Here is a 22,822-nt window from a genome sequence, read left to right as displayed (position 1 = left end):
TGCTACATAGACTGGACAGGACGCGTCACTTTACATAGTCGTAGTTGTTGCCTTTCCAGCGGTAGACCACATAGCCGGGACTCTTCAGATCGCCTTTCGCGTCGAAGTCCACTTGGCCGACTACCGTACTGAACGATGCGCTGTGAAGCTGCTTCACAATCGCCGCATAGTCCGTGGAGTTGGCCTTCTTCACGGCCTCTGCAAAAACCTGCATGGCGGCGTACGAGTACAGCATGTAGCCTTCCGGCTCGATCTTCTGCGCGCGAAACGCCGCCACTACCTTTGCAGCTGCGGCACTCTTACGCGGGTCGGGCGGGAAGGTGAACAGAACCTTGTTGATTTCCGGCCCGGCTGCAGTCACCAGTTCATTGTTCGTCAGCGTGTCGCCGCCGAGGACCGTCAGGTTGAGCCCTGCCTGCGCCGCCTGCCGCAGAATCAGCGCGACTTCCTGGTAATAGCCGCCGTATGCAAGAATCTGAATGCCGTTCGCCTTCAGTTTGCTGATCAAACCGGAGTAGTCCTTTTCACCGGCCGTGATCGACTGGCGCAGCGCCACGGGTGTCTGCTTCGCCGCCAGATCTTTTGCAATTTCGTCCGCCAGACCGCCGCCATACGCCGTCTTGTCATCAATGACGGCGATTTTCTTGCCCTTGAAGTTTGCAGCGATATAGTCGGCCGCGACCTGTCCCTGCTGATCGTCTCTGCCGGTGATACGGAAGATTCCGTTGATACCGCGTTCCGTGATTTTGGGGTTGGTCGACACAGTGACCTGGGGGATCTGCGCGTCGTTGTAAACGTCGGATGCCGGCAGCGTGGAACTGGAGCACCAGTGGCCGTCGACGAACGCCACCTTCTTATTGACGAAACTGTTGGCAACGGAAACCGCCTGCTTGGGATCGCAGACGTCGTCACCGACGACCAGGTCGAGTTGCTGTCCAAGCAAACCGCCTGACGCGTTGATGTCCTTCACTGCCTGTTCTGCGCCCTTGCGAAACTGGTCTCCCCCCGACGCGTACTCCCCCGTCATCGGACCCGCCACTCCCACCACAACGCTTGCGTCCGCTGTGGCCGAGCATGCCAGAGCCATCCCGCCCATGCTGAGCGCTGCACCCAATTTAACCAATCGTTTCCGGCCGTTCATAACCATCTCCAAGAGCAGGCTTCGATGCAGGAACGAACAGGTCTCAGCTATCGTTCCTGGGTATTGCCTCGTGTTCAATCGCGAGGTAGATCGAAGGTTGCCGACACCAATAACTGGCTGGAATTTGATTCTGCGAAAGCAGGGATTAGGTGCAGCTTAAAGATGCGTAACGCCGAGATTAGCTTGCGGAGAATCGCACAATTTAGCCACCCGGTCCTCCATGCAACCACGTAAACGACTATGCTCCCCGCCTTATGGTCTCGTTGAACGCTTGCGGGATTTGACGCACTTCACATTCAGAAAGATGCGGCGGCCACCGCCGTCGACATGCACTGACCGACACATCCTGCGGTGCAACAGGGAAAACCCCTGGGTGACGAGGTCCTACCCTCTTGAACAGTCCAGACACGGTCTTAGCTATCAGATCAAAAGAACATTACCTTTGAGATAACGAACCCGCCTCGAACGTGATTGAATCGATACCCTTCGCTCCATAGACTTGCCCCATGTCCCGAGGGTGAGCAAACATGTCCAGCCAAAGTCCGTCTCCATCTCGCTGGGCCGCTCATCGCGAGCAAAAGGATCACCGCCTCGCGCCCGACGATCGCGTAGGCTTGCTGACCGATGTGACTGTCCGCAAGCATGTAGTAGCCAAGTTGCGAGGCCATCGAAACCAGGTCGAACTAAAGGCCGACGAGCGCAAACATACCGACCTCGAACTGCTGGAGTCGCGCGAACAACTGCGTCAGTTGTCCGCGCATATGGAGGCGGTCCGCGAGGAGGAAAGAAAGCACATCGCGATGGAAGTTCACGATGAACTCAGTCAAATGCTGACAGCATTGAAAATGAACGTTTCCTTGCTCGGGATGCAGCTTGCCAATGATTCGGCTGCGATGCACAAGGTCGACGAGATGCGGGCGCTGGTTGAGAAGACGATCCAGATCGTACGTAATGTGGCCAGAATCTGCGACCGGTCGGAATCAGTGATGACGGCCGGGGCTTCGATACGGGTGAGGCTGGTGCTGGATATTCGTATGGCCTGCAAGGCATGGTCGAACGTGCCAGGTTGATTGACGCAAAACTGCACATCGAAAGTGCTCAGTACACAGGCACTGTGATCTCGATCGACGTGGCTGAAGATTGACTGAACAGCGATCAGGATCTTGTCCGCGGACCGCGGCGATCGAATGTGAAGTCCTAAAGCTGCCGCATTCCTGACTGACCTGGTGGTAATTCCCATAACACACGCGTTGGTCGACAACTCTTTCGACACGATTGTCGATCCGGACACGAGGTCGGGCATTCGACGCCCAGCCCGAATACGCTGAAACGATGCGCTCTCACGTTGAACGGGAAAACCCCTAAGTGACGAGTTCAAGCCCTCGCACCCGATCCCTTCGCGGTTTTAGTGCTCCGCCCGAAAGATCATTACCCTTGGGATAACGGACTCGCCCCGAACGTGATTGAACCGATACCCCTCGCTCCATAGACTCATCTCATGTCCAGAGCGAGAGCACACATGTCCAGTCAGAGTCCGTCCCATTGGGCCACGCGGCGTGCGGAAAAACATCGCCGCCTCGCGCGCGTCGCATCGATCGCGGACGGCGTGGTATTGCCCACCGAGCGCATCGTCGACGTCCTTCAAAACCTGATCGCGCCGGGCGACCGGGTTGTCGTCGAGGGCAACAACCAGAAACAGGCCGATTTTCTGTCGCGCGCGCTCGCCAGGGTCGATCCGGGCATCGTCAACGGCCTGCACCTGATCATCCCGAGCGTGAGCCGCGCCGAACATCTGGATCTTTTCGAGCGCGGCATTGCCAGAAAGCTCGACTTCGCCTACGCCGGTACGCAAAGCCTGCGCATCTCGCAGTTCCTTCAGGACGGCATTCTCGAAATCGGCGCGATCCATACCTACATCGAACTGTACGCGCGCCTCTACGTTGATCTGACGCCCAACGTCGTACTCGTGGCCGGCTACAAGGCCGACCGGCAAGGCAATCTCTACACCGGCCCGAGCACCGAAGATACGCCTGCGCTCGTCGAAGCCGCCGCGTTTCGTGACGGCATCGTGATCGCGCAGGTCAATGAAATCGTCGACGATCCGAAGGACCTGCCGCGTGTGGATATCCCGGGTTCGTGGATCGACTACGTCGTCCAATCCGACAAGCCGTTTTTCATCGAGCCACTTTTCACGCGCGATCCGCGTCTGATCACACCTATCCACGTGCTGATGGCAATGATGGCGATTCGCGGCATCTACGAGCGGCACCAGGTGCAGTCACTCAATCACGGCATCGGTTTCAACACGGCGGCAATCGAACTGATCCTTCCGACCTACGGCGAAAAGCTCGGCCTCAAGGGCAAGATCTGCAAACACTGGACCTTGAACCCACATCCGACCTTGATTCCAGCAATCGAAACCGGCTGGGTCGAGAGCGTGCACTGCTTTGGCGGCGAACTGGGCATGGAAGCTTATGTCGCGGAACGCCCGGATATCTTCTTCACGGGCCGGGACGGGTCGATGCGCTCCAATCGCGCGATGTGCCAGCTCGCGGGGCAATACGCAGTCGACATGTTCATCGGCTCAACCCTGCAGATGGATGGTCTCGGCAACTCTTCGACGGTGACGCACGGTCGGCTGACCGGCTTCGGCGGCGCACCGAACATGGGACACGATCCGCACGGCCGCCGCCACGCGTCCCCCGCCTGGCTCGATCTGCTGCAAACCGACAGCCCGCTCGAACGTGGCCGCAAGCTGGTCGTCCAGATGGTCGAGACGTTCCAGGCGGGCGGGCAGCCGACCATCGTCGAATCAATCGACGCGGTCGAAGTAGGCCGCGAAGCCGGCATGCCACTCGCGCCGGTCATGATCTATGGCGACGACGTCACCCATGTGCTGACGGAAGAAGGCATCGCCTACCTCTATAAGGCTCGCTCCATCGAACACCGCAAGGAGATGATTGCCGCCGTCGCCGGTGTCACGCCGGTCGGCCTGACGAGCAACGCAAACAGTCTTGCGGCGCTGCGCCGCGATGGGTTTGTCGCGCTGCCCGAGGACCTCGGCATTCACCGCAACGAAGCCAATCGCTCGCTGCTGGCCGCAAAGAGCATGGCGGATCTCGTCGACTGGTCCGATGGGCTGTACGCCCCACCCGCACGCTTCAGGAGCTGGTGATGCGCGACAGTCTTGCAACGGCTCCCGCAACGGTCCCGCAGTTGCAAACCGCCGAGTGGGAGCAGCTCGCCGAACGTCTAGGTGGGCACGTGGTCGCGGCACTCATCGAGGAAGTCACGCTCGCGCCGAAGCCCGGTCTCGTCGATATTCGCAGCCGCGGCGCGCACGACGACCTCGACTGGAACCTGATGTGCGCGTCGGCCCATGCGTTGGAGCCGACCTTTGTGGAACTGGCACACGCGGCCATCGAAACCCGGCCGCTGCTGGCGCTTCGCGAGCGCATCGGTGCGATCGGGCGCAACGGCGAAGTCCGGATGCTGCACGCGACGGGTGGCGTCAACACCCATCGCGGCGCGATCTGGGCGCTCGGCCTGCTTGTGACTGCTGCAGCGCGCGAGCCGACGGATCTCACGCCGCATGGCATTACCTCGCGTGCCGGATCGATCGCGCGTCTGCCCGACCGCCACGCGCCCACGCTGACCGGTCACAAGGGCGAGCAGGCGTGTCTCGACTATGACGTCGGCGGCGCACGTGGTCAGGCGCAGGCAGGCTTTCCGCACGTGGTTGAGATTGCCCTGCCGGAACTCGCGAGTTCGCGCCTTCGAGGCGACAGTGAAACGGCAGCCCGGCTGAATGCGCTGCTCGCCGTTATGGCGAGTCTCGACGACACCTGTGTGCTCGCACGAGGCGGCCGCAGCGCCCTCGCCGAGACACAAGGCGGAGCACGACGCGTACTGGAACACGGCGGAGCCGCCATGCTTGCGGGCCGGCGTCACCTGAAGGCACTGGACCGGCGGCTCGTCGACCTTAATGTGTCACCTGGCGGTGCGGCCGATCTGCTCGCCGCCGCACTCTTTCTCGACAGGCTTCAAAACGAAGCCCCTCACACGACGAAGGCATAGGAAAGCAAATGGAAACCATCGTCCTTAATTTTCCGGCGGGCTCCCCCGCCCGAGGCCGCGCACTTGCAGGCGTCGTCGCGTCCGGGGACCTCGAAGTACTGCTCGAAACGAACGACGGGAACCGCACAGTCGTGAACATCACCACGTCGGTGGATGGCATGAGCCGCGTCTGGGAAGCCGTGCTCGAGCGCATCTTCAGTGACGGCTCGTTGCCTGCCGCAAAGCTCGAAATAAACGATTTCGGCGCGACGCCGGGCGTCGTGCGCATGCGTGTCGGGCAGGTGTTCGAAGCACTGTCTCAAACCGGTGGAGCGTGAAGAACATGGATGCACAGGAACTGCTCGCGCGTGAAAGCTTCATTGAACTCAATGCGCGCAGCCGCGCGAAGAAGCTGCTGGACGAAGGTACCTTCAGCGAATTGCTTGATTCGTTCGAGCGCGTGAGCTCACCATGGCTTGCGCGCCAGGGCATCGTGACCCAGGCGGACGACGGCACCGTAGTCGCCAGGGGAACCATCGACGGACTGCCCGCCGTCGTGCTCGGCATCGATGGCGGTTTCCAGGGCGGCAGCATGGGCGAAGTGTCGGCGGCGAAGATCGCCGGCAGCCTCGAACTCGCTGCCGAAGATAACCGCAACGGCATCCCGACGCGCGCCGTCATTCTCTTCGAAACCGGCGGCGTCCGGTTGCAGGAGGCGAACCTCGGGCTCGCGGCGATCGCGGAGATCCACGCGGCCATCGTCGACTTGCGGCGCTACCAGCCGGTAGTCGGGATCACGGCGGGCCCGATCGGCTGCTATGGCGGCATGTCGATCGCAGCCGGCCTGTGCAGCTATCTGATCGCGACCCGCGAAGCACGCCTCGGTCTTAACGGACCGGCCGTCATCGAGCAGGAAGCGGGGATCGCGGAATTCGACTCACGCGACCGTCCGATGATCTGGAGCTTCACGGGTGGCGAACAACGATATCGCACGGGTCTGGTCGATGTGTACGTCGGCGACGACGCCGATGCAATCCGGACCGCTGTGATCGAACGCTTCCGCGCGGGGCGTCCCGAAGCGTGCCGCAGCGAACGTGTCGCGGGCTTTCTGCAACGGCTTTCCGAAATCGATCCGAGCGAGCAGAGCAGCCCGGAAAATGTTGTCGCCATCTACGGCAAGGGGTTCCAGTCATGAGCACAGGCGAGTTTTCGAAGCGCGGCGCCGTCTGGCTAGATGCGCTTACTTACAGCACGCCGTTGCAGCCGGACTACCGGCCTTCGGTGCGTGTCGCCGACGCACGGCTGGGCGACCATCCGGCGCGCTTCATTGCCGTGGTGCCGGACCCCGATAATCCCTTTCCGCGTGCACGCAGCGGCGAGATCGGTCTCGTCGAGGCATGGGAGATCGCTCGGGCGGTGCGCGAAGTTGTCGATGCCGATGCGAAACAGGACGAAAAGCGCGCCATTGTCGCGGTCATTGACGTCGCGAGCCAGGCGTATGGCCGACGAGAGGAAGCCTATGGCATCCATCAGGCCCTGGCGGGCGCCGCCGATGCCTACGCGGGCGCGCGCCTCGCCGGCCATCCGGTGATCGGTCTGATCGTGGGGCGTGCGATGTCGGGCGCGTTTCTCGCGCATGGCTATCAGGCGAACCGCCTGGTAGCGCTTGCGGATCCGCAGGTCATGGTTCACGCGATGGGCAAGGAATCCGCCGCCAGGGTCACGCTGCGCTCGGTTGCCGATCTCGAAGCATTCACTGCCCGCGTGCCGCCGATGGCCTATGACATCGACAGCTACGCCTCGCTCGGATTACTGTGGAAACTGCTCAGTGTCAGCAACGCCGATGCACCGACGGGCGCCGATCAATCCATCGTAGAACAGACTCTGCAAGCCACACTCGACGACATCCGCGCCGACTCGTCGCGCGGCCTGGGCAGTCGGCTCGGCAGCGTACACCGCGCGGCCTCAGTGAAGGTGCGTCAGAAGCTGCGCGAACAATGGCGCTGAACACGCAACGATACCCGTTTTGATGCGCCCCCAGGGCGCCAAAAAAATCCGGCCGACTTCGAGCCGATAAAGCTACTACAGGAGACGCAACATGATCATCTATGGAACTGCACTGCTCGCGTTCTGCCATCTGGCGGGACTCTTTCTCGGCGACCTGCTCGGGGTCGCGATCGGCGTGAAGACGAATGTCGGCGGCGTGGGTATCGCCATGCTGCTGCTGATTTTTCTACGTCTCTATCTGCACAAGAAGGGGCTGCTGCCGAAGGAAACTGAAGCAGGTGTGGGCTTCTGGGGCGCGATGTATATCCCCGTGGTGGTCGCCATGGCCGCCAACCAGAACGTCGTTGCCGCACTCAAGGGAGGTCCGGTCGCGCTCCTTTCGGCATTGGGCGCCGCAGCCCTCTGCGCATGCTGCATCGCCATTCTTTCCCGCACCGGTCACGACAGCACGTCGTTCGTGAACGCTCCGCAACTTGAAGAAATCTGAAGAAGGAGTGCGTCATGTTCCATATGCTCGATAAAGTATTGATCCAGAACGGCCTTCTTACCTCGTTTGCGCTGGTCGGCCTCATCATGTGGGTGTCGTCGCTGATTTCGCGCAAGCTGACGTTCGGGCGCGTGCACGGCTCGGCCATCGCTATCGTGATCGGCCTCGCGCTGGCCTGGTTGGGCGGCGCCTTCACCGGCGGACAAAAAGGTCTCGCCGACCTGCCGCTCTTCACCGGCGTCGGCCTGATGGGCGGAGCGATGCTGCGGGACTTCGCCATCGTCGCGACAGCGTTCGAGGTGCAGGCCACGGAGGCGCGCAAGGCCGGGCTCATCGGCGTAGTGTCGCTGCTGCTCGGAACCGTGTTGCCATTCATCGTCGGTGCGAGCATCGCTCACGCATTCGGCTACACCGACGCGGTCAGCATGACCACCATCGGTGCGGGAGCGGTCACCTACATCGTGGGGCCGGTGACGGGAGCCGCGATCGGCGCCAGTTCCGACGTGATGGCGCTCAGCATTGCCGCAGGGCTGATCAAGGCGATCATCGTGATGATCGGCACGCCGCTCGCAGCCGGCTTCATGGGACTGAAGACGCCGCGCTCCGCGATGATTTTTGGCGGACTGGCGGGCACCGTCAGCGGCGTGAGCGCAGGGCTCGCCGCGACCGACCGGCGCCTCGTCCCCTACGGCGCGCTCATCGCAACGTTTCACACGGGCGTCGGCTGCCTGCTCGGACCGTCGGTACTGTTCTTCGCGACCAAAGCGCTGATGGGCACCTGAAACACGGTGTCCTGTATGTGCTGCGTGAAGGAGAATCACTTGTCTATCCCCGAAACCATCGACGGCCTGCTCCAGCTGCACGATCTCCTGCTGGTAGCGGACCCTTGGGCCGCCGGCGCATCGTGAGCGTGCTATTCACGTTCCCTGGCCAGGGCGCGCAGCGCAGCGGCATGCTCCACGCATTGCCGGATCACGCCGAGGTTGCTCGCGCACTGGAAGAAGCCAGCGACGCGCTGGGCTACGACGCCCTGTCGCTTGACGACGCGAACTCGCTGCGCTCCACCGTCGCGGTCCAGCTTTGCCTGCTGATCGCGGGCGTCGCCCAGGCGCGCGTCATCAGCGCCTGCGGCCATCAACCCGACATGGTCACGGGCCTTTCGATCGGTGCCTATCCAGCCGCCGTGATCGCGGGCGCTCTGCGCTACGCCGACGCCGTCAGGCTCGTCGCATTGCGCGGCCAGTTGATGGAACGAGCCTTCCCTCACGGCTACGGCATGACCGCGATCGTCGGCATGACGCAGCGTGCGCTCGAACGATTGATCGCGGAAGTGAACAGCCCAGCCATGCCGGTCTTTCTGGCAAACATCAACGCCCAGACGCAGATGGTGGTCGCAGGCAGCGATGCCGCCATGCAACGCCTTGCAACACTTGCGGGTGAGCACGGGGCGCAACGCTATGAGCGTCTCGACGTGGCGGTCCCTTCGCATTGCGCCTTGCTCGACGCGTCCGCAACTGCGCTCGCCGATGCCTTCGGCCAGGTCTCCGTGCGCGCGCCTCGCCTCGTGTATCTGAGCAGCAGCATTGCACGCCCACTTTTCGACGGCCCGCGCATCGCGGCCGATCTTGCCGGCAACATGGCGCGGCAGGTGCGCTGGGACGATACAGTGAGGCTCGCGTGGGAACGAGGCGCGCGCCTCGCGATCGAGATGCCGCCATCCAGCATGCTGACCCGGCTGAGCAGCGCGATTTTCACGGAGGGAATCGCGGTATGCAGTGCGACCTCACTTCCGGACCTTGGCATGCTCATTGATCGGGAACAGGCGCGCCGGTAATGGCAGCCTGATGAGCGATGGTCAGTCGACGCTTCTCGTGCGAAGGCGGCAGACCGCCATGAGCGCGAGCAGGTTCGGATCCCGTTCGCGTGCACGCAGGAAGCTCACGCCAATGGTCTGGCGCATCAGGTAGCGCGGCTGCAGCGGAATGAATTGCACCTTGTCGCCGAATACACCGCGCACACGCCCTGGCAAAAGCGTATAACCTACCCCGCCGCTCACAAGGTTCATCAGCGAAAATATATCGCCGACTCTCATGGTGACGTTTGGCGTAAAGTCCGCGACGCGAAACGCCTCCAGAAAGCCATGATACGTCGCGAAGCCCTCGCCTAGCGAAACGAATGGTTCGTCGCGACATTCCCTCAAATCGACGGCTTGCTGATTAGCGTAGGGCGATCCGGCCGGCGCTGCGAAAAAGATGTCGTCTTCGAACAACGGAATGGATTCAACTTCAGGCTCGGCGTCGGGCACCGCCATCAGGGCGGCATCAATGACGCCCAGCTTCAACTTCTCCAACAGTTCGGCATTCGGCCCAAGCACGAGCTCGACCTGAAGCATCGGCCGCCGCACCTTGATATCGATGACGATGCCGGGCACGGTCTTGATGGTCAGCGAGTACAGGGAGCCAATCTTCAGACGATGCGACGAGTAACCCGCGGCCTCACGCGTGGCGCGAATGCCATCGGACATCAGCGTGATCACCTCCTGTGCTACATCGGCAAGCATCTGCGCGGCTTCCGTCGACTTCAGGTTGCGGCCCTCGTGCCGGAACAGCGCACACCGCACACCTTGTTCGAGCGAATGCAGCGCCCGGTGCACGCTGACCGTGCTCACATTCAGAGCCTCCGCTGCCTTCGACAGATTGCCGGTGTCCATGAATGCGAGCAGCACTTCCAGCTTGCGAAAGGTGATTTCGTCGTCGATTCGGTCGCGCATCTTGAACTGTTAAATGATCTGATTCGACGATTATCGGCTCGCCTCCGCTTCTGACATATAGCGTTAATCCCGCATTCACTAGAACGCCTCGCCCAGTTGATCCAGAATGGACGGATTCTCGAGGGTCGATACATCCTGCGTGATCTTTTCGCCTTTTGCCAGGGACCGCAGTAATCGCCTCATGATCTTTCCCGAGCGCGTCTTAGGCAAGTTGTCGCCGAACCGGATGTCCTTCGGTTTGGCAATCGGTCCGATCTCCGTGCCAACCCACTTACGCAATTCCGTGGCGAGCTGCCGGGCTTCCGCGCCGGACGGGCACTCAAGCTTGAGTACCACGAAGGCGCAGATGGCTTCCCCGGTCACTTCGTCAGAGCGCCCCACCACGGCCGCCTCCGCGACCATAGGGTGAGCGACCAGTGCGGACTCGATTTCCATCGTACCCATCCGGTGACCGGAGACGTTGAGCACGTCGTCGATGCGTCCTGTGATGGTGAAATATCCGCTGTCCTTGTCGCGGATCGCCCCATCCCCGGCGAGATAGACGTCCCCTCCGAGTTCCGCCGGGAAATAACTCTGCCTGAACCGTTCGGCATCAGCCCAGATCGTTCGGATCATCGATGGCCATGGGCGCTTGATGGCGAGGAGGCCGCCGCTGCCGTTGGGCAACGCCTGCCCGGTTTCATCGACGACCGACGCCATGATGCCCGGCAACGGAAGCGTGCACGAGCCTGGAACAAGCGGGGTGGCGCCCGGCAAAGGCGTAATCATGTGTCCCCCGGTTTCGGTCTGCCAGAATGTATCGACAATCGGGCAGCGGTCCCCACCGACGTGATGGTAGTACCACATCCACGTATCAGGGCTGATCGGTTCGCCGACGGTACCCAGTAGTCTCAAGCTCGAGAGGTCGTAGCCAGCTGGATGGACTTCAGCATTCGCTTCCACCGCCTTGATCAGTGACCGGACAGCTGTGGGCGCGGTATAGAAAACGCTTACCTTGTGGCGCGCGATCATTTCCCAGAAGCGACCCGCGTCCGGGTAAGTTGGCACGCCTTCGAAGATCACTTGCGTCGCGCCCGCTGCGAGTGGCCCGTACGCGATATAGGTATGCCCTGTGATCCAGCCGATATCTGCGGTACACCAGAACACGTCGTCGACCTTGATGTCGAACGTCCATTTCATCGTGAGCATAGCCCACAGAAGGTAGCCGGCCGTGCTGTGCTGCACACCCTTCGGTCTCCCTGTGGACCCGGAGGTGTACAGCACAAAGAGAGGGTGTTCGGCGTCTACCAGTTCGGCGTCGCAGATATCGGACTGGTCCGCCGCAATTTCGTGCATCCAGCGATCACGATTTTCTGTCCACTTGATCCTGCCACCCGTTCGCCGGTAAACAATCATGTGGCGCACGGATTCGCAACCTCCCAGTTCGATCGCCTCATCCGCAATCGCCTTAAGCGGGAGTGCTTTCCCCGCCCGCATCTGTTCATCTGCCGTGACAAACGCTACTGCACCGAGATCCGCGACGCGCTCCTGCAACGCCTTCGCGGAAAAGCCACCGAATACCACCGAATGCGTCGCTCCGATACGCGCGCAAGCCTGCATCGCCACTACACCTTCGATCGACATCGGCAGATAGATGACGACACGATCGCCCCTGGCGACGCCAAGGTCCTTGAGCGCGTTCGCGAAGCGGCAGACTCTGGCATGCAACTCACGGTACGTGACGCTCGTCAGAGTCCCGTCATCGGCCTCGAACAGGATGGCCAACTTGTCGCCGTTCCCGTCGTGGAGGTTTCGATCCAGACAGTTGTATGACGCATTGAGCTGGCCGTCCCCAAACCATCGATATAACGGTGCGTTGCTTTCATCAAGGACTTCGGTGAACGGCTTCGACCACAAGAGATTGGTACGGGCAAGGCGGGCCCAGAATCCTTCATAATCCTCTTCGGCTTCAGCGCAGAGCGCGTCGTAATGTTCCATACTCGAGATTGTCGCCCCTTTTGAAAACGCATCGGGTACGCTGAAAACGCGGCTCTCTCGCGTCATTGATTCGATGTCGGGCAAGTTCTCTCCTCCGAATGGCTTCATGTGGGTGTTTCCTCGGACAATCTTCGCCGTATGTCATGCCACGCTCTTCGATACGGCTCGCGTCCTTGTTCTTCGCTTTCGCACCGTAACCTGCGCGCCTCCGCAGATCAATTAACCTGGGGAGCAGATATTTACCTCAATTGAAAAGCCCACGCCGTCCGCTTCATGTATTCCGACTTTCGCAAATATGGTTGTCGTTGACTTTTGGACGACCTGCCTTGGCGCGCCATCCCGATTAGTTGGATAAATCCGCCTCACGAAAAGCTCGTTAACCGTGAGGCACAGTGGTCCATTCCGGTCGCGCGTCGTCGACGCTCATGCAGAACCACGGCCCGCATTTTCGAGCGACGCCACTCTCAAAGTGCCCCGACTCCAGCCGCTGCAGCCTGGCTTGAGCCGCCGACGCACACTGCGTTCCGGGTGACCTCAGGTGGCCGGGATCTGGACGCTTGATAGCGCTCCAGCCCCGGCTATATCGATCGCCCGCTCGCCGTGCTGCTATCGGGCGGCAAACACAGATACCCCTCCGTTGACAAACCCGTTCGATGCGCAGTCCGGACAACCAGCCGGCGCGGTGGCAGAAGAGTAGGGAACAAAGACGAGCCCAGTTGCGGGATCAATCGCGACCGAATGCGCATTGTTGCCGGTGTTCAGCCGCGCCGCAACGCTGCGCGAGCCAGCGTCGACGATCGTGAGCATCGGTTTGCACGGCGAGGCCGCGGTGCACGTTCCGTTCGTCGAAGCGTTGCCCGATGCAGTCCACCGGCTTGTCGCGTTGTAGTATCGGTTCGTCGCGGCGTCGTATTCGAGTTGATCGCCGCCGCCCGCGGTAAGTGAAGCTACGAGCGCGCCGCTTGCCCGGTTGAAGATTTGCATCAACAGTGGCGAGCCTGTAGTCGCCTCGCGGCACCCAACGGCGATGTCGGTTCCCGGCCCCAGCGCAAGACCGGTCGGATCGCAATTGCCTTCCGGGTACATCGCTACACCCGAAAGAGCCGTGTAATTCTGCGTCGTCCCAGACGGTATCGCGCGAATCGTTGCGCCGGGCAGCTTGACCAGTTCGCCATGCGGATTTGCAGTGCTTCCATCGACATTGACATAGAAGTTGTCGCTCGCCGCGTCGTACACGCACGCCTCCAGCCCCGCGGTGGGGTGACCGGCCGCGTCCGTGAAGGTGACTTTCGCGATCACACTTTGCGTAGTGGTGCTGATGAAAGTCGCGAATGGCGTCGGCTCTTCGGGACTGGAGATCATGAAGATGCCGTGCGTCGAGTCGAGACAACCCTCGTCCGCCCGCACGCCGGTGGCGCTGACAGGGATGTTGGTTAGCACGGCGCCCGCAGCAGGATCGACGATTTTCACGGAGTTGACGTCACCGGTATAGATGAGGCTACCGACCGGCGTTGCGCCATCGGGCCCGGACGTCGAATTCGGGCCCGACCCAAGACCTGCGAATGCGAGATTCCCGCTGCCCTGGATCGCCTTGACAAAGGTCCTGGTCGGAATGTCTATCACGTCCACAGCGGCGTTATTGCGATCGGTGAAATAGTAGCGGTTGCCGTTCGTGGTGCCGATGTCGAACGAAAAATTGCTCCCTGCTTTCACGTTCGGTACCGCAATGTCGGCGACAAAATGTGGTCCCGTTCCCACGTTATCATTGCCGCCACAACCGGCCAGCGCAAACACCGCGCATACGACCGAAGCCTTTACCCATGCTGACCTGTGCATCTTATATCTCCTATATATATATTCTCGTTACTCACTGGATGACCGCACGCGCGGTGCGCGTCCGGAGCAAGCGCGGAACCTTGCCTACGGATACGAGATATGCAACGTATCCATGTGCTCACTACTGTCGCTTTCCTGGGTCGGCGTTCGCGATAATGGCCGAAGCTGCCGACACGTGTCCGCTTTTCGGCGACAAATTTCAACTTCCATATGTCTGCTACGGGTGACCCGAAGCAGACACTGGCGAGGCGGCGTTAGAGAAGGCCGGGGAGGCTTGTAGCAAGAATTCGCTGGCGTTTTGTGATCTGGCGAACTCCCATGTCGCCCGGCGAAATCAGGTTTCGAACGACACCTACGATTCAGTCGATCGGCAATACCACGTCATCCGTGATCGAACCGATGGGCGGCAGTCGGCGATGTTTTTCCGCGAGACGGGTGGCCGAGCCGGAATGGGACGGACTTTGATTGGACATACCACTCTCGCTGGAAACTTGAATCGAGTCTATGGTGCGAGCGGCATCGGTTCAATTACGTCCGACTGGAATTCGTTATCTCCGAGCTAATGATCTTGTTAAGGTGAAGGAAGAAACCGTGACAGGATGGGCAAGACGGTCATCGGCGTGCGCCTTAGGGGTTATCCCGCGTTCGATCGCTGATTGAATCGGGGTGGACTCAGGATTCACCCCAACGTACGTTAGCCGCGTCGCGCACGAGCGCGAGGAGCCGCTGGTTGGAGATGGCGGCGCGGTGGGTATAGTGCGACAGGCCCCGCCGGGGACGATGCCATGCAAGTGTGAATGATGCGTCAGTGCCGAGCCCCACGTGTGCAGCGCGACCGTGGCACCGGTATGCGGCGCTGGCCTCGCACCTGGGGCAATGGCGGTTGCAGCACGAGTTGCAGCCGACCTCGACCTGTGTGCAGCCGGAACAGCGCGGCACTGCGGCACTGTTCAATCACCTCTGTGCACGTGGGGTCCACACTACGCGTACTTATCGCCGACCGTGCTGCGGATCGGATAAGTGTCGTACACAATTTTCATGCGCTCGACGAGTCCGTTTGCGTCGAACTCGAACACATCGACGCACTCGAAGCGCACGGCGGAACCGTCTTTCAGCACCCAATCGTAGATGAAGTAACCCGTCGCACGTCTAGCACCCGTTGTGCTGACGCAGATGTCGATAGGTGTAATCTTGCTCTCTCCCGACGCCTCGCTGACTTTGGCAAAGAACGGGGCAGCTTGCATCCAGCCGAGAAACGGCGAGAAAATCTGCGCATCCGGTGCAAACAGTGCGCAGATCGCGGCGACGTCGCCGCGCTCCAACTCTTTGAGGTAGGTGCGAACCTGCTGCGTATAAAGTAATTCCGGCGACGACACCACAGTAACCTCCGATAATTCGTTAAAGATGCGGCCCGGTCAAACGAGCACGCCCCTGGTTGGAACACGATAGCGACGCGCCGATGACCGAACAATCGAAAAATCCGCAAGCGGGGTATGCGCCCGGAACATACCCGCTGGCAGATCTGACCCGCCCGCTGCCGTCGTTAGCCGGATTTCAGGCGTTCGTCGCTGCGGCGTCTCTCGGCAGCGTGAGTAAGGCCGCAGATCATCTGTGCCGCACGCAGGGAGCGGTCAGTCGGCAGATCCAGCAACTGGAAGCGCACTATCAATGTGCACTCTTCGTGCGTCACGCGTCCGGGCTGGCATTGACAGCAGAGGGGGACACGCTGCTTACGGTGGCAGTCCACGTGCTGACGCAGCTCGTTCAACATGCTGCAATTCAGCATGGCGCGAAGTCGGTCATTACGCTGCGGTTACCGTCTACGTTTGCGATTCGCTGGTTGCTCCCGCGGCTGGCAGAAATCAACAATGCGCTGAGCGGGACTGAACTGCGCATCTCGACATCCGCTGACGACATGCCGGATTTCACCGCGCCGGATGTCGACGCCATTGTCGTGCGTGGCACCGGACAGTGGGTGGGCGTAGAAGCGGTACCGCTGTTTGCCGAGACGCTCGCGCCAATGTGCACACCCGCATTAGCTGCGTCTCTCAGATCGGTCGCTGATCTTACGGACGCGACGTTGCTACATCCTGGACCTGGCTATGCGGAATGGCGTGGTTGGCTTGATGGTGTCGGGGCGACGTACATCAACGCTCGACAGGGGCTTGTGTTCGATACACTTGAATTGACGCTCACTGCCGCAGCAGAAGGTCATGGGGTTGCAATCGGCGATCCACGCATGGCGCAAGAAAGACTTAATGTGGGTTCCCTGATGACGCCGTTTCGCGAGGTAGTACGAAACGGTGCGTCGTACTTTCTGGTATATCCATCTCAACGTGCGGCCCAGTCGAAGATTCGTGCCCTTGCCGACATCCTCGTACGGCTGGCGCAAGAAGAGTGACTTACGCGAGTGCGCCAAACAAAAACAATCGCCAGACGCGTCCGCAGAGCTGTCGGTCGCGTCATTGGCATCGGATCCGCTCGCCTCGCGCGATGATATGAAATTTACCAATACAATCCCCTTTATGGCACATATACCCGACTCCCTCTTCGCCGAACGCATTCGCGCCAGCTTCATGCGCCAGAATGCGATGACGTTGATCCAGGCGACTTTGCCCGTGGTTGAACACGGCCACACCGAAATTCACCTACCAGTTTGGAGTGGTGTCGAGCAGCAGCATGGCTTCGTACATGGCGGCGTAGTGGGCATGATTGCTGACTCTGCTGGCGGATACGCCGCTATGACCTTGGTACCGGCCAGCGCTTCAGTCTTGACCGTCGAATACAAGTTGAATCTGGTTGCTGCGGCCGATGGCAACAGCCTGATTGCCCGTGGCCGGGTTGTCCGTCCCGGCCGTACGCTTATCGTCACTCAGGCAGAAGTATTCGCCGTCAAAGGAGGCAATGAAACGCTGTGTGCATTGATGCAACAAACCATTATGGTGATGCACGGCAAGGTAGAGAAGTAGATCGAGGTTGAGAGCGACCGGCGCAGCATGGCGACCCCGGGTGCAGCTGCACCCGGCCCGTCTGCGGAAGCCCGAAACCTTGGCCAATCCCACAGATGCGCACAAAGTGTTGCTCCATATCGGGCGAGTGCACCCGGTCCTTTATCATGGCGCTCCGCGCGTGCGCCGGAAGCATTTGCGAGTTGAACTCAGTCAAAACTTGAAATGAGTGCTTCTTCCCCGTTGAAAGCTTGGAAAACAAGCGACCGCTGCCCCCTTTTTGACGACGAGTAGGAAATATGGCTGGATATCTCCAAGAAGGCGAGAGCGCCGTAAGCCGCAAAGCGGTCACCGTGTCTTCGCTATTGAACATGAAAAATGCAGGCGAAAAGATTGCAATGCTGACCTGTTACGACGCCAGCTTCGCATCGTTGATGGACCGCTGTGGCGTTGATATGGTGCTGGTGGGCGACTCACTCGGCAACGTGCTGCAGGGGCACAGCACGACATTGCCGGTCACTCTAGCGGACATCGCTTATCACACAGCGTCGGTCACTCGAGGGAACCGATCTGCATTTGTGGTCGCTGACATGCCATTCGGTACCTATGCAACTCCGGAATCTGCATTCGACAATGCTGTGAAACTGATGCAAGCAGGTGCGCAGATGGTCAAACTTGAAGGGGGCGCCTGGCTGGTCGATACCGTAAAATTTCTCACTGAGCGTGGCGTACCGGTTTTCGCTCATCTGGGCCTCACGCCGCAGTCCGTGCATCGACTCGGTGGGTTTAAGGTACAGGGGAAAAAAGCAGAAGACGTGGAGCAATTGAAAGCTGATGCCATCGCACTGCAGGCAGCAGGCGCATCTCTTCTCCTTCTTGAGGCCATTCCGACTTCAGTCGGGAGGGAGGTGACGGAGTTGCTGGATATCCCGACAATCGGTATCGGGGCTGGTCCGGACTGTTCGGGGCAAGTGCTTGTGATGCACGACATGTTGGGCGTCTTCCCCGGCAAGACCGCTCGCTTTGTACGCAACTTCATGGAAGGGGAGTCGAGTATCGAGGGAGCTATCCGCGCCTATATCAAGGCAGTGAAGGAGAACCTCTTCCCCGCGCCGGAACACTGCTTTTCAGCGTGACTTATGCGAGCGTCGCGCGGCGAGTGGCCGTGCCTTCCGTTTGGTACTCGGCCTTTTCGGACGTTCGTTGCTGCTTAGTATTGCCGATGAATGATGATCATGTAGCCGGCCTCCTCGCCGCGGTTATGCGACGAGGATTAAAGTCAGTTTGCGAAACGCACTTTAACCCTGCGGAGACCGACATGAACTATTGTGGCATAGACCTGCATTCGAACAATTGCGTGGTGATCGTCAGCGACGAGAACGACCGGATCGTGTACCAGAAACGCCTGCCAAACGAGCTCGCGCGGATCGCGGCGGCACTTGAGCCGTACCAGCACGAACTGGCGGGTGTGGTCGTCGAGAGCACGTACAACTGGTACTGGCTGGTGGATGGACTGATGGACACAGGCTACCGGGTACACCTGGCGCATCCCGCTGCCATCAGGAAATACGACGGACTCAAGCACAGTGGCGATTTCGCCGATGCGGCCTATCTGGCGAAGCTGCTGAGGCTCGGGTTGCTGCCCGAGGGTTATGTCTATCCACGCGAGGAACGCGGCGCACGCGACCTGGCACGCAAGCGCATGCAACTGGTGCGTTATCGCACAGCGCAGATCCTTTCGATCGAGGGCATCCTGATGCGGCAGACGGGGAGCAGAATAAATGGCGAGGCAGTCAAACGGCTGACAGCCGGCCAGATCGATGAATTTGCATTTGCGCCCGATGTCGCGCTGGCCGTGGAGGCCAACCGCGCGGTCAGCCAGGCGCTGGGGCAGCAGATTGAGGCGCTGGAGAAGCGACTGAGGGAACGCGTGAGCCTGCGTGCCGAGTACCACCTGCTCAGGACGGTGCCGGGCATCGGTGACACGCTCGCGACCACGATCATGCTCGAGACCGGATCAATCAGCCGCTTTGCCCAGGTCGGCAACTTCAGTTCCTACTGTCGCTGTGTTGACAGCCTGAGGGAGAGTAACGGCAGGAAGAAGGGTGAAGGCAATACCAGGAACGGCAACAAGTATCTCGCGTGGGCGTTTGTGGAGGCGGCCAACTTTGCGATGCGTTATTGCCCGCAGGCCAGAAGCTTTTACGATCGCAAGAAAAGCAGGACGAACCGCGTCCTGGCGATCAAGGCTCTGGCACACAAGCTCGCGCGGGCGTGCTACCACATGCTGCGAGACCAGAAGCCCTTCGATGTGCACCTGTGTTTCGGGTAACGGTTTGGCCAGGGGCGATGAGCCAGGAAAGCGGACTGGTGTGAAACCACCCGAATGATTTGGACGCCGCCCTTGCGCCATCTGAACGGATGCAGAACGCTGAATCGCCCAGGCCGTGAGCCATCAAAGGACAGGCGTCGTCGTCATGGCGATAGCCACGGGGAATGCAAACACCCCTTGGACACGGCCTGGCACCAAAGTTTCTCTGGGGCGGCAACTGCCGCCAGGGCAGTCGCGAAGCATTGCGACAGGCTTGATCCCAACGGGTGTCTGGTGCGATTCGGTTCGCGACCAACGAGTGAGAAAACGGGCGCGGTTAGTGTCTGCATGAATAAAGGTGGCGCGCTGTTGTCACTCTGAATTGACGCAATTGTTTGCGACGTACTTTTTTTGCCCTTGACTCCGGCCGGCTAATGGATGTCCGCTTGTGGCTTGTTCCGCGTCAGGCAGTAGCCGACCAAGACGAGCCGTTGGATTTGCAAGGCCAAATCGTCAACAATCATCACAACGGAAGTGGCCGATCCTGGCAAATGCTCTTCATCACGAGGGTTGACGACAGCCGCAAGACGTAAGGCAGAACTAGGAGACGGCGGTCATACAGCGTCTGGAATGCCTTGAGATCCTGTGTGACGACGTGCAGCATGTAGTCTGGATCACCGAAAAGACGTTCAGCTCGAGTGATCTCCGGGATGTCCAGCAAGGCGCTTTCGAATGACGAAACATGCTGGCTCGTAACTTCCCGCAACGTCGCAAACACAATCGCTGAGAAGTTTAATCCGACCGATGCCGGATCAATGGTGGCCCGATAGCCACTAATGACCGTCGCCGCCTCCAAGGCTCGAAGACGCCTCTGGCAGGGAGATAGGCTCAAACCTATGCGCTCACTCAATTCCGTGACGGTGAGTCTTCCGTCTTGCTGCAATTCAGCAAGAATCTTGCGATCAATGGCGTCCATTCGCAAAATATTAGCTCAAACCTTGGCTCGATGACAAGAAACAGGGAGCACTTTCGATTGCCGACGCCGTAACATTTTCCCACTTCGGACAGGTGTGTTTATTGATAGGGATGGCGCGGTGGAAATCAGTTTGTTGACGGCCTTTTGGCTCGTTTCGTTGTCGTTGGTGATGGTTCCGGGTGCAGACTGGGCGTATGCGATTGCGGCAGGCTTACGTGACAGGGCAATTGCGCCGGCTATCACGGGAATGCTGTTCGGGTATCTGGCTATCACCCTTGTGGTAGCGGCGGGCATCGGGGCTCTCGTCGCGAGTGTTCCGGCAATACTCACCGTTCTGACTATTGTCGGAGCGGGCTATCTACTATGGCTTGGGGGCAATATTCTCGCTCGCCCTTCCGTACCGACTGTCGCTGACGAACGGGTCACGAACACCAGCCTAAAGTGGTCCATTCGCGGATTCGCCACCAGCGGTCTGAATCCAAAGGCGCTTTTGCTCTTTCTGGCGCTGCTTCCTCAATTCACCAGCCGCAATGATGCGTGGCCGATTTCCGAACAGATAGGGGCAATGGGCATAGTGCACATTGTCAATTGCGCCGTGGTCTATACCCTTGTCGGTGTCGGGTCAAAGATCGTGCTTCGTACGCGTCCGAAGGTTGCGCGCTTGGTCAGCCAAGTTTCGGGAGCCGCTATGATTGTGATTGCCGTGCTTCTGTTGGCCGAGCAGTTGTTAGCGTTTAAGCGATAGCTGCAAAGCTCAACCGGAGGTGATCGCTGCGATTGTGGCAGGTGCCGCAGCCAAGGTAGCAACACGTGCGAAGTGGCCTGCCACAGTCGCGCGGAACCTGGTCATCGCAACGCCGACCCGCGTTCGTCGTTCGCCGCATTCATATCCTCGACGGAGATCGGCCTCGCTGGCTCCGCGATGATGCCTTTGAGCGCTTTGATGCGCCGGTTGGCAGGAGTGCTCACATAACGCCCGGTTTCATCGTTCGGGACGAAGTCGATTCGGTCGCCGACGGTCCGAGTTGGTTGCGCACTCCCAGAGGAATCGTAACTGTCCCTTCAATCTTACAGTTGCTGATGCCATACCACCGCCAATAGTAGCGCTCCTGACGTTATGCGGCCCGGACCTGTGATAGACGCTCATCTCGCGTCTTGTGATCGGGCAGAAGTGCGTCAGCAGCCTCTGCGTGCTCTACGACCAACTGCGCATTCCCTTTCCGCCGAGTCCAACATCCTGCGAATTGACTTGCATCTTGGTGAGATACTGTATAAATTTACAGTACTGTCTTTATATACAGGTCCGGTCATGAACCAGCTCATCCGCATCTTGAACGACGGTGACCGCGAAACGCTTGCATGGTTGCGCAAACATGTCGGAGACGTGCGCGTGGCCGCTGCTGCGCGACATCTAGGAGGCAACGGCAAACCGTACCTGTCCGCAGTGTGTCGCTATCTCGGCGTACGTCCACCAACGCCTCATCAACATAGCCGACCTGCTGACGACTGCACTGTCGGCGACAACTATCTTGCCCAGATCCGACAGTTGTTGGCACACCGAAACCAGGCGTTGTCGAAGCATCAACCTTGATGTTGCGAGTTGCCGCGAATCTTCCGGAAGATAAAAGTATGGATAACGACTCTGCTCTTGATATGGATGCCCACGATATCAATCCTGTCGCCCTCGAACGCGCACTCCGCAGCGCGTCGCTCGATCTCCAGCAGATCATTGCCACGGTCGCAGGTCGTTACCTCGACAATGGTCGTCACCGTTACTCAAATGGCGCGCGATTGCCGACCTGGCGCACGCTGCTGACAATCGACGAACAGGTCTTTGAGAATCGCGGCTTCCGGGCGCGGCACAACGAGACAGTACGCTCGACGTTTGTCCGGTTTGAGGACAGTCGTTTATCCGGGATGGAACTCGACGAACCCGTCGACTGGCGACGTGACGACGACAACTTGCCAGCCGTGTACCTGCTCGTGCGCGCACTGGTACAGGCCGACGCTACCGATGTTGCCACTCAGGACTGATGCGCCGATATCGGCCGTTGGCCGTTATAGTTTTGGATACGCTCCAGAAAGTTCAAAGTTAAACGAACCAAACTCCAGATAGTTCAGACTTAAGTGAACCGCAGGTTCAGAGTTGGCTGAGCAGGACGCCCCGAAAGCCTCATCCAAGCGGCATGACCAGTTCAAAGTTAAATGAATCTCGACAATTGATTGTCGATGTCGAGATTCACTTAACTTTGAACTTTGTTCACTTAAGTTTGAACTCCCGAGCTGCACTCGGCCGCCATAACGACAGGAAAT

Annotated in this window: 22 protein-coding genes and 2 pseudogenes; 16 read left to right on the top strand and 8 right to left on the bottom strand. The window is 59.8% G+C overall.

Annotation, left to right across the window (positions count from 1 at the left end; genetic code table 11):
* Positions 1-25: 25 nt before the first annotated feature.
* A complete protein-coding gene (locus tag GNZ13_RS45160) occupies positions 26-1,141 on the bottom strand; it encodes a branched-chain amino acid ABC transporter substrate-binding protein (RefSeq protein WP_172177248.1) in 1,116 nt (371 codons plus the stop codon).
* Between the two features lie 698 nt (positions 1,142-1,839).
* Here GNZ13_RS45160 and GNZ13_RS45155 point away from each other — a divergent pair.
* The 9 genes and pseudogenes from GNZ13_RS45155 to mdcH all read left to right on the top strand — a co-directional run.
* Positions 1,840-2,285 (top strand): annotated as a pseudogene (locus tag GNZ13_RS45155) (sensor histidine kinase); the annotation flags it as partial.
* Between the two features lie 375 nt (positions 2,286-2,660).
* The gene (gene mdcA / locus GNZ13_RS45150) at positions 2,661-4,316 is read left to right on the top strand and encodes a malonate decarboxylase subunit alpha (RefSeq protein WP_172177246.1); all 1,656 of its coding nucleotides are present in this window, start codon (positions 2,661-2,663) and stop codon (positions 4,314-4,316) included.
* Positions 4,316-5,218, top strand: a complete 903-nt coding sequence (locus GNZ13_RS45145) for a triphosphoribosyl-dephospho-CoA synthase (RefSeq protein ID WP_172177244.1) — start codon at positions 4,316-4,318, stop codon at positions 5,216-5,218. Before mdcA ends, GNZ13_RS45145 begins: the two co-directional genes overlap by 1 nt.
* 8 nt (positions 5,219-5,226) lie before the next feature.
* The gene (locus GNZ13_RS45140) at positions 5,227-5,535 is read left to right on the top strand and encodes a malonate decarboxylase subunit delta (RefSeq protein ID WP_172177242.1); all 309 of its coding nucleotides are present in this window, start codon (positions 5,227-5,229) and stop codon (positions 5,533-5,535) included.
* A 5-nt stretch (positions 5,536-5,540) separates the two neighbouring features.
* Positions 5,541-6,392: a biotin-independent malonate decarboxylase subunit beta gene (locus GNZ13_RS45135; protein ID WP_172177240.1), complete on the top strand. Its 852-nt coding sequence runs from the start codon at positions 5,541-5,543 to the stop codon at positions 6,390-6,392.
* Positions 6,389-7,204 carry a biotin-independent malonate decarboxylase subunit gamma gene (gene mdcE / locus GNZ13_RS45130; RefSeq protein ID WP_172177238.1) on the top strand — a complete coding sequence of 272 codons (816 nt, stop codon included), beginning with the start codon at positions 6,389-6,391 and terminating at the stop codon, positions 7,202-7,204. Before GNZ13_RS45135 ends, mdcE begins: the two co-directional genes overlap by 4 nt.
* Before the next feature lie 91 nt (positions 7,205-7,295).
* Positions 7,296-7,691, top strand: a complete 396-nt coding sequence (gene madL / locus GNZ13_RS45125) for a malonate transporter subunit MadL (protein WP_172177236.1) — start codon at positions 7,296-7,298, stop codon at positions 7,689-7,691.
* A 14-nt stretch (positions 7,692-7,705) separates the two neighbouring features.
* On the top strand, positions 7,706-8,473 hold the full coding sequence (gene madM, locus GNZ13_RS45120; RefSeq protein WP_172177234.1) for a malonate transporter subunit MadM: 768 nt from the start codon (positions 7,706-7,708) through the stop codon (positions 8,471-8,473).
* Positions 8,474-8,595: 122 nt separating this feature from the next.
* A complete protein-coding gene (mdcH, locus tag GNZ13_RS45115; protein WP_172177232.1) occupies positions 8,596-9,525 on the top strand; it encodes a malonate decarboxylase subunit epsilon in 930 nt (309 codons plus the stop codon).
* A 21-nt stretch (positions 9,526-9,546) separates the two neighbouring features.
* Here mdcH and GNZ13_RS45110 read toward each other — a convergent pair whose 3' ends face one another.
* The 5 genes and pseudogenes from GNZ13_RS45110 to GNZ13_RS45090 form a co-directional block, all read right to left on the bottom strand.
* A complete protein-coding gene (locus GNZ13_RS45110) occupies positions 9,547-10,461 on the bottom strand; it encodes a LysR family transcriptional regulator (protein ID WP_172177230.1) in 915 nt (304 codons plus the stop codon).
* 78 nt (positions 10,462-10,539) lie between these two features.
* Positions 10,540-12,546, bottom strand: a complete 2,007-nt coding sequence (gene acs / locus GNZ13_RS45105) for an acetate--CoA ligase (protein WP_407945704.1) — start codon at positions 12,544-12,546, stop codon at positions 10,540-10,542.
* Between the two features lie 498 nt (positions 12,547-13,044).
* Positions 13,045-14,274: a beta-propeller fold lactonase family protein gene (locus GNZ13_RS45100; protein WP_172177228.1), complete on the bottom strand. Its 1,230-nt coding sequence runs from the start codon at positions 14,272-14,274 to the stop codon at positions 13,045-13,047.
* Between the two features lie 767 nt (positions 14,275-15,041).
* A pseudogene (locus GNZ13_RS45095) lies at positions 15,042-15,213 on the bottom strand (transposase); the annotation flags it as partial.
* 41 nt (positions 15,214-15,254) lie between these two features.
* Positions 15,255-15,653 carry a nuclear transport factor 2 family protein gene (locus GNZ13_RS45090; RefSeq protein WP_172177226.1) on the bottom strand — a complete coding sequence of 133 codons (399 nt, stop codon included), beginning with the start codon at positions 15,651-15,653 and terminating at the stop codon, positions 15,255-15,257.
* Between the two features lie 80 nt (positions 15,654-15,733).
* On the opposite strand from GNZ13_RS45090, the gene GNZ13_RS45085 reads away from it, so the two are divergent.
* The 4 genes from GNZ13_RS45085 (at position 15,734) to GNZ13_RS45070 (ending at position 19,554) form a co-directional block, all read left to right on the top strand.
* Positions 15,734-16,675, top strand: a complete 942-nt coding sequence (locus GNZ13_RS45085; RefSeq protein ID WP_172177294.1) for a LysR substrate-binding domain-containing protein — start codon at positions 15,734-15,736, stop codon at positions 16,673-16,675.
* Positions 16,676-16,799: 124 nt separating this feature from the next.
* On the top strand, positions 16,800-17,243 hold the full coding sequence (locus GNZ13_RS45080) for a PaaI family thioesterase (protein ID WP_172177292.1): 444 nt from the start codon (positions 16,800-16,802) through the stop codon (positions 17,241-17,243).
* Between the two features lie 278 nt (positions 17,244-17,521).
* Entirely contained in the window at positions 17,522-18,358 is an 837-nt protein-coding gene (gene panB / locus GNZ13_RS45075) for a 3-methyl-2-oxobutanoate hydroxymethyltransferase (RefSeq protein WP_172177224.1), read from the top strand.
* A gap of 182 nt (positions 18,359-18,540) precedes the next feature.
* On the top strand, positions 18,541-19,554 hold the full coding sequence (locus GNZ13_RS45070) for an IS110 family RNA-guided transposase (protein WP_172177290.1): 1,014 nt from the start codon (positions 18,541-18,543) through the stop codon (positions 19,552-19,554).
* A gap of 502 nt (positions 19,555-20,056) precedes the next feature.
* Here the strand turns inward: GNZ13_RS45070 and GNZ13_RS45065 are convergent.
* Positions 20,057-20,509 (bottom strand): Lrp/AsnC family transcriptional regulator, encoded by a 453-nt coding sequence (locus tag GNZ13_RS45065; protein ID WP_172177222.1) that lies wholly within the window; start codon positions 20,507-20,509, stop codon positions 20,057-20,059.
* A 169-nt stretch (positions 20,510-20,678) separates the two neighbouring features.
* Between GNZ13_RS45065 and GNZ13_RS45060 the strand changes: the two genes are divergently transcribed.
* From GNZ13_RS45060 to GNZ13_RS45050, 3 genes are all read left to right on the top strand, one after another.
* The gene (locus GNZ13_RS45060; protein WP_172177288.1) at positions 20,679-21,254 is read left to right on the top strand and encodes a LysE family translocator; all 576 of its coding nucleotides are present in this window, start codon (positions 20,679-20,681) and stop codon (positions 21,252-21,254) included.
* Positions 21,255-21,818: 564 nt separating this feature from the next.
* A complete protein-coding gene (locus GNZ13_RS45055; protein ID WP_172177220.1) occupies positions 21,819-22,100 on the top strand; it encodes a hypothetical protein in 282 nt (93 codons plus the stop codon).
* A gap of 38 nt (positions 22,101-22,138) precedes the next feature.
* The gene (locus tag GNZ13_RS45050; protein ID WP_172177218.1) at positions 22,139-22,543 is read left to right on the top strand and encodes a DUF2471 domain-containing protein; all 405 of its coding nucleotides are present in this window, start codon (positions 22,139-22,141) and stop codon (positions 22,541-22,543) included.
* 24 nt (positions 22,544-22,567) lie between these two features.
* On the opposite strand, the gene GNZ13_RS51810 is transcribed toward GNZ13_RS45050, so the two are convergent.
* The coding region (locus GNZ13_RS51810) for a hypothetical protein (RefSeq protein WP_216675269.1) at positions 22,568-22,822 on the bottom strand (255 nt) is incomplete at its 5' end.

This window comes from Paraburkholderia elongata (genome assembly GCF_013177735.1).
Taxonomy (GTDB): domain Bacteria; phylum Pseudomonadota; class Gammaproteobacteria; order Burkholderiales; family Burkholderiaceae; genus Paraburkholderia; species Paraburkholderia elongata.
Note: the sequence above shows the minus strand (reverse complement) of the source record. Positions and strands in the feature narration are given on the sequence as shown.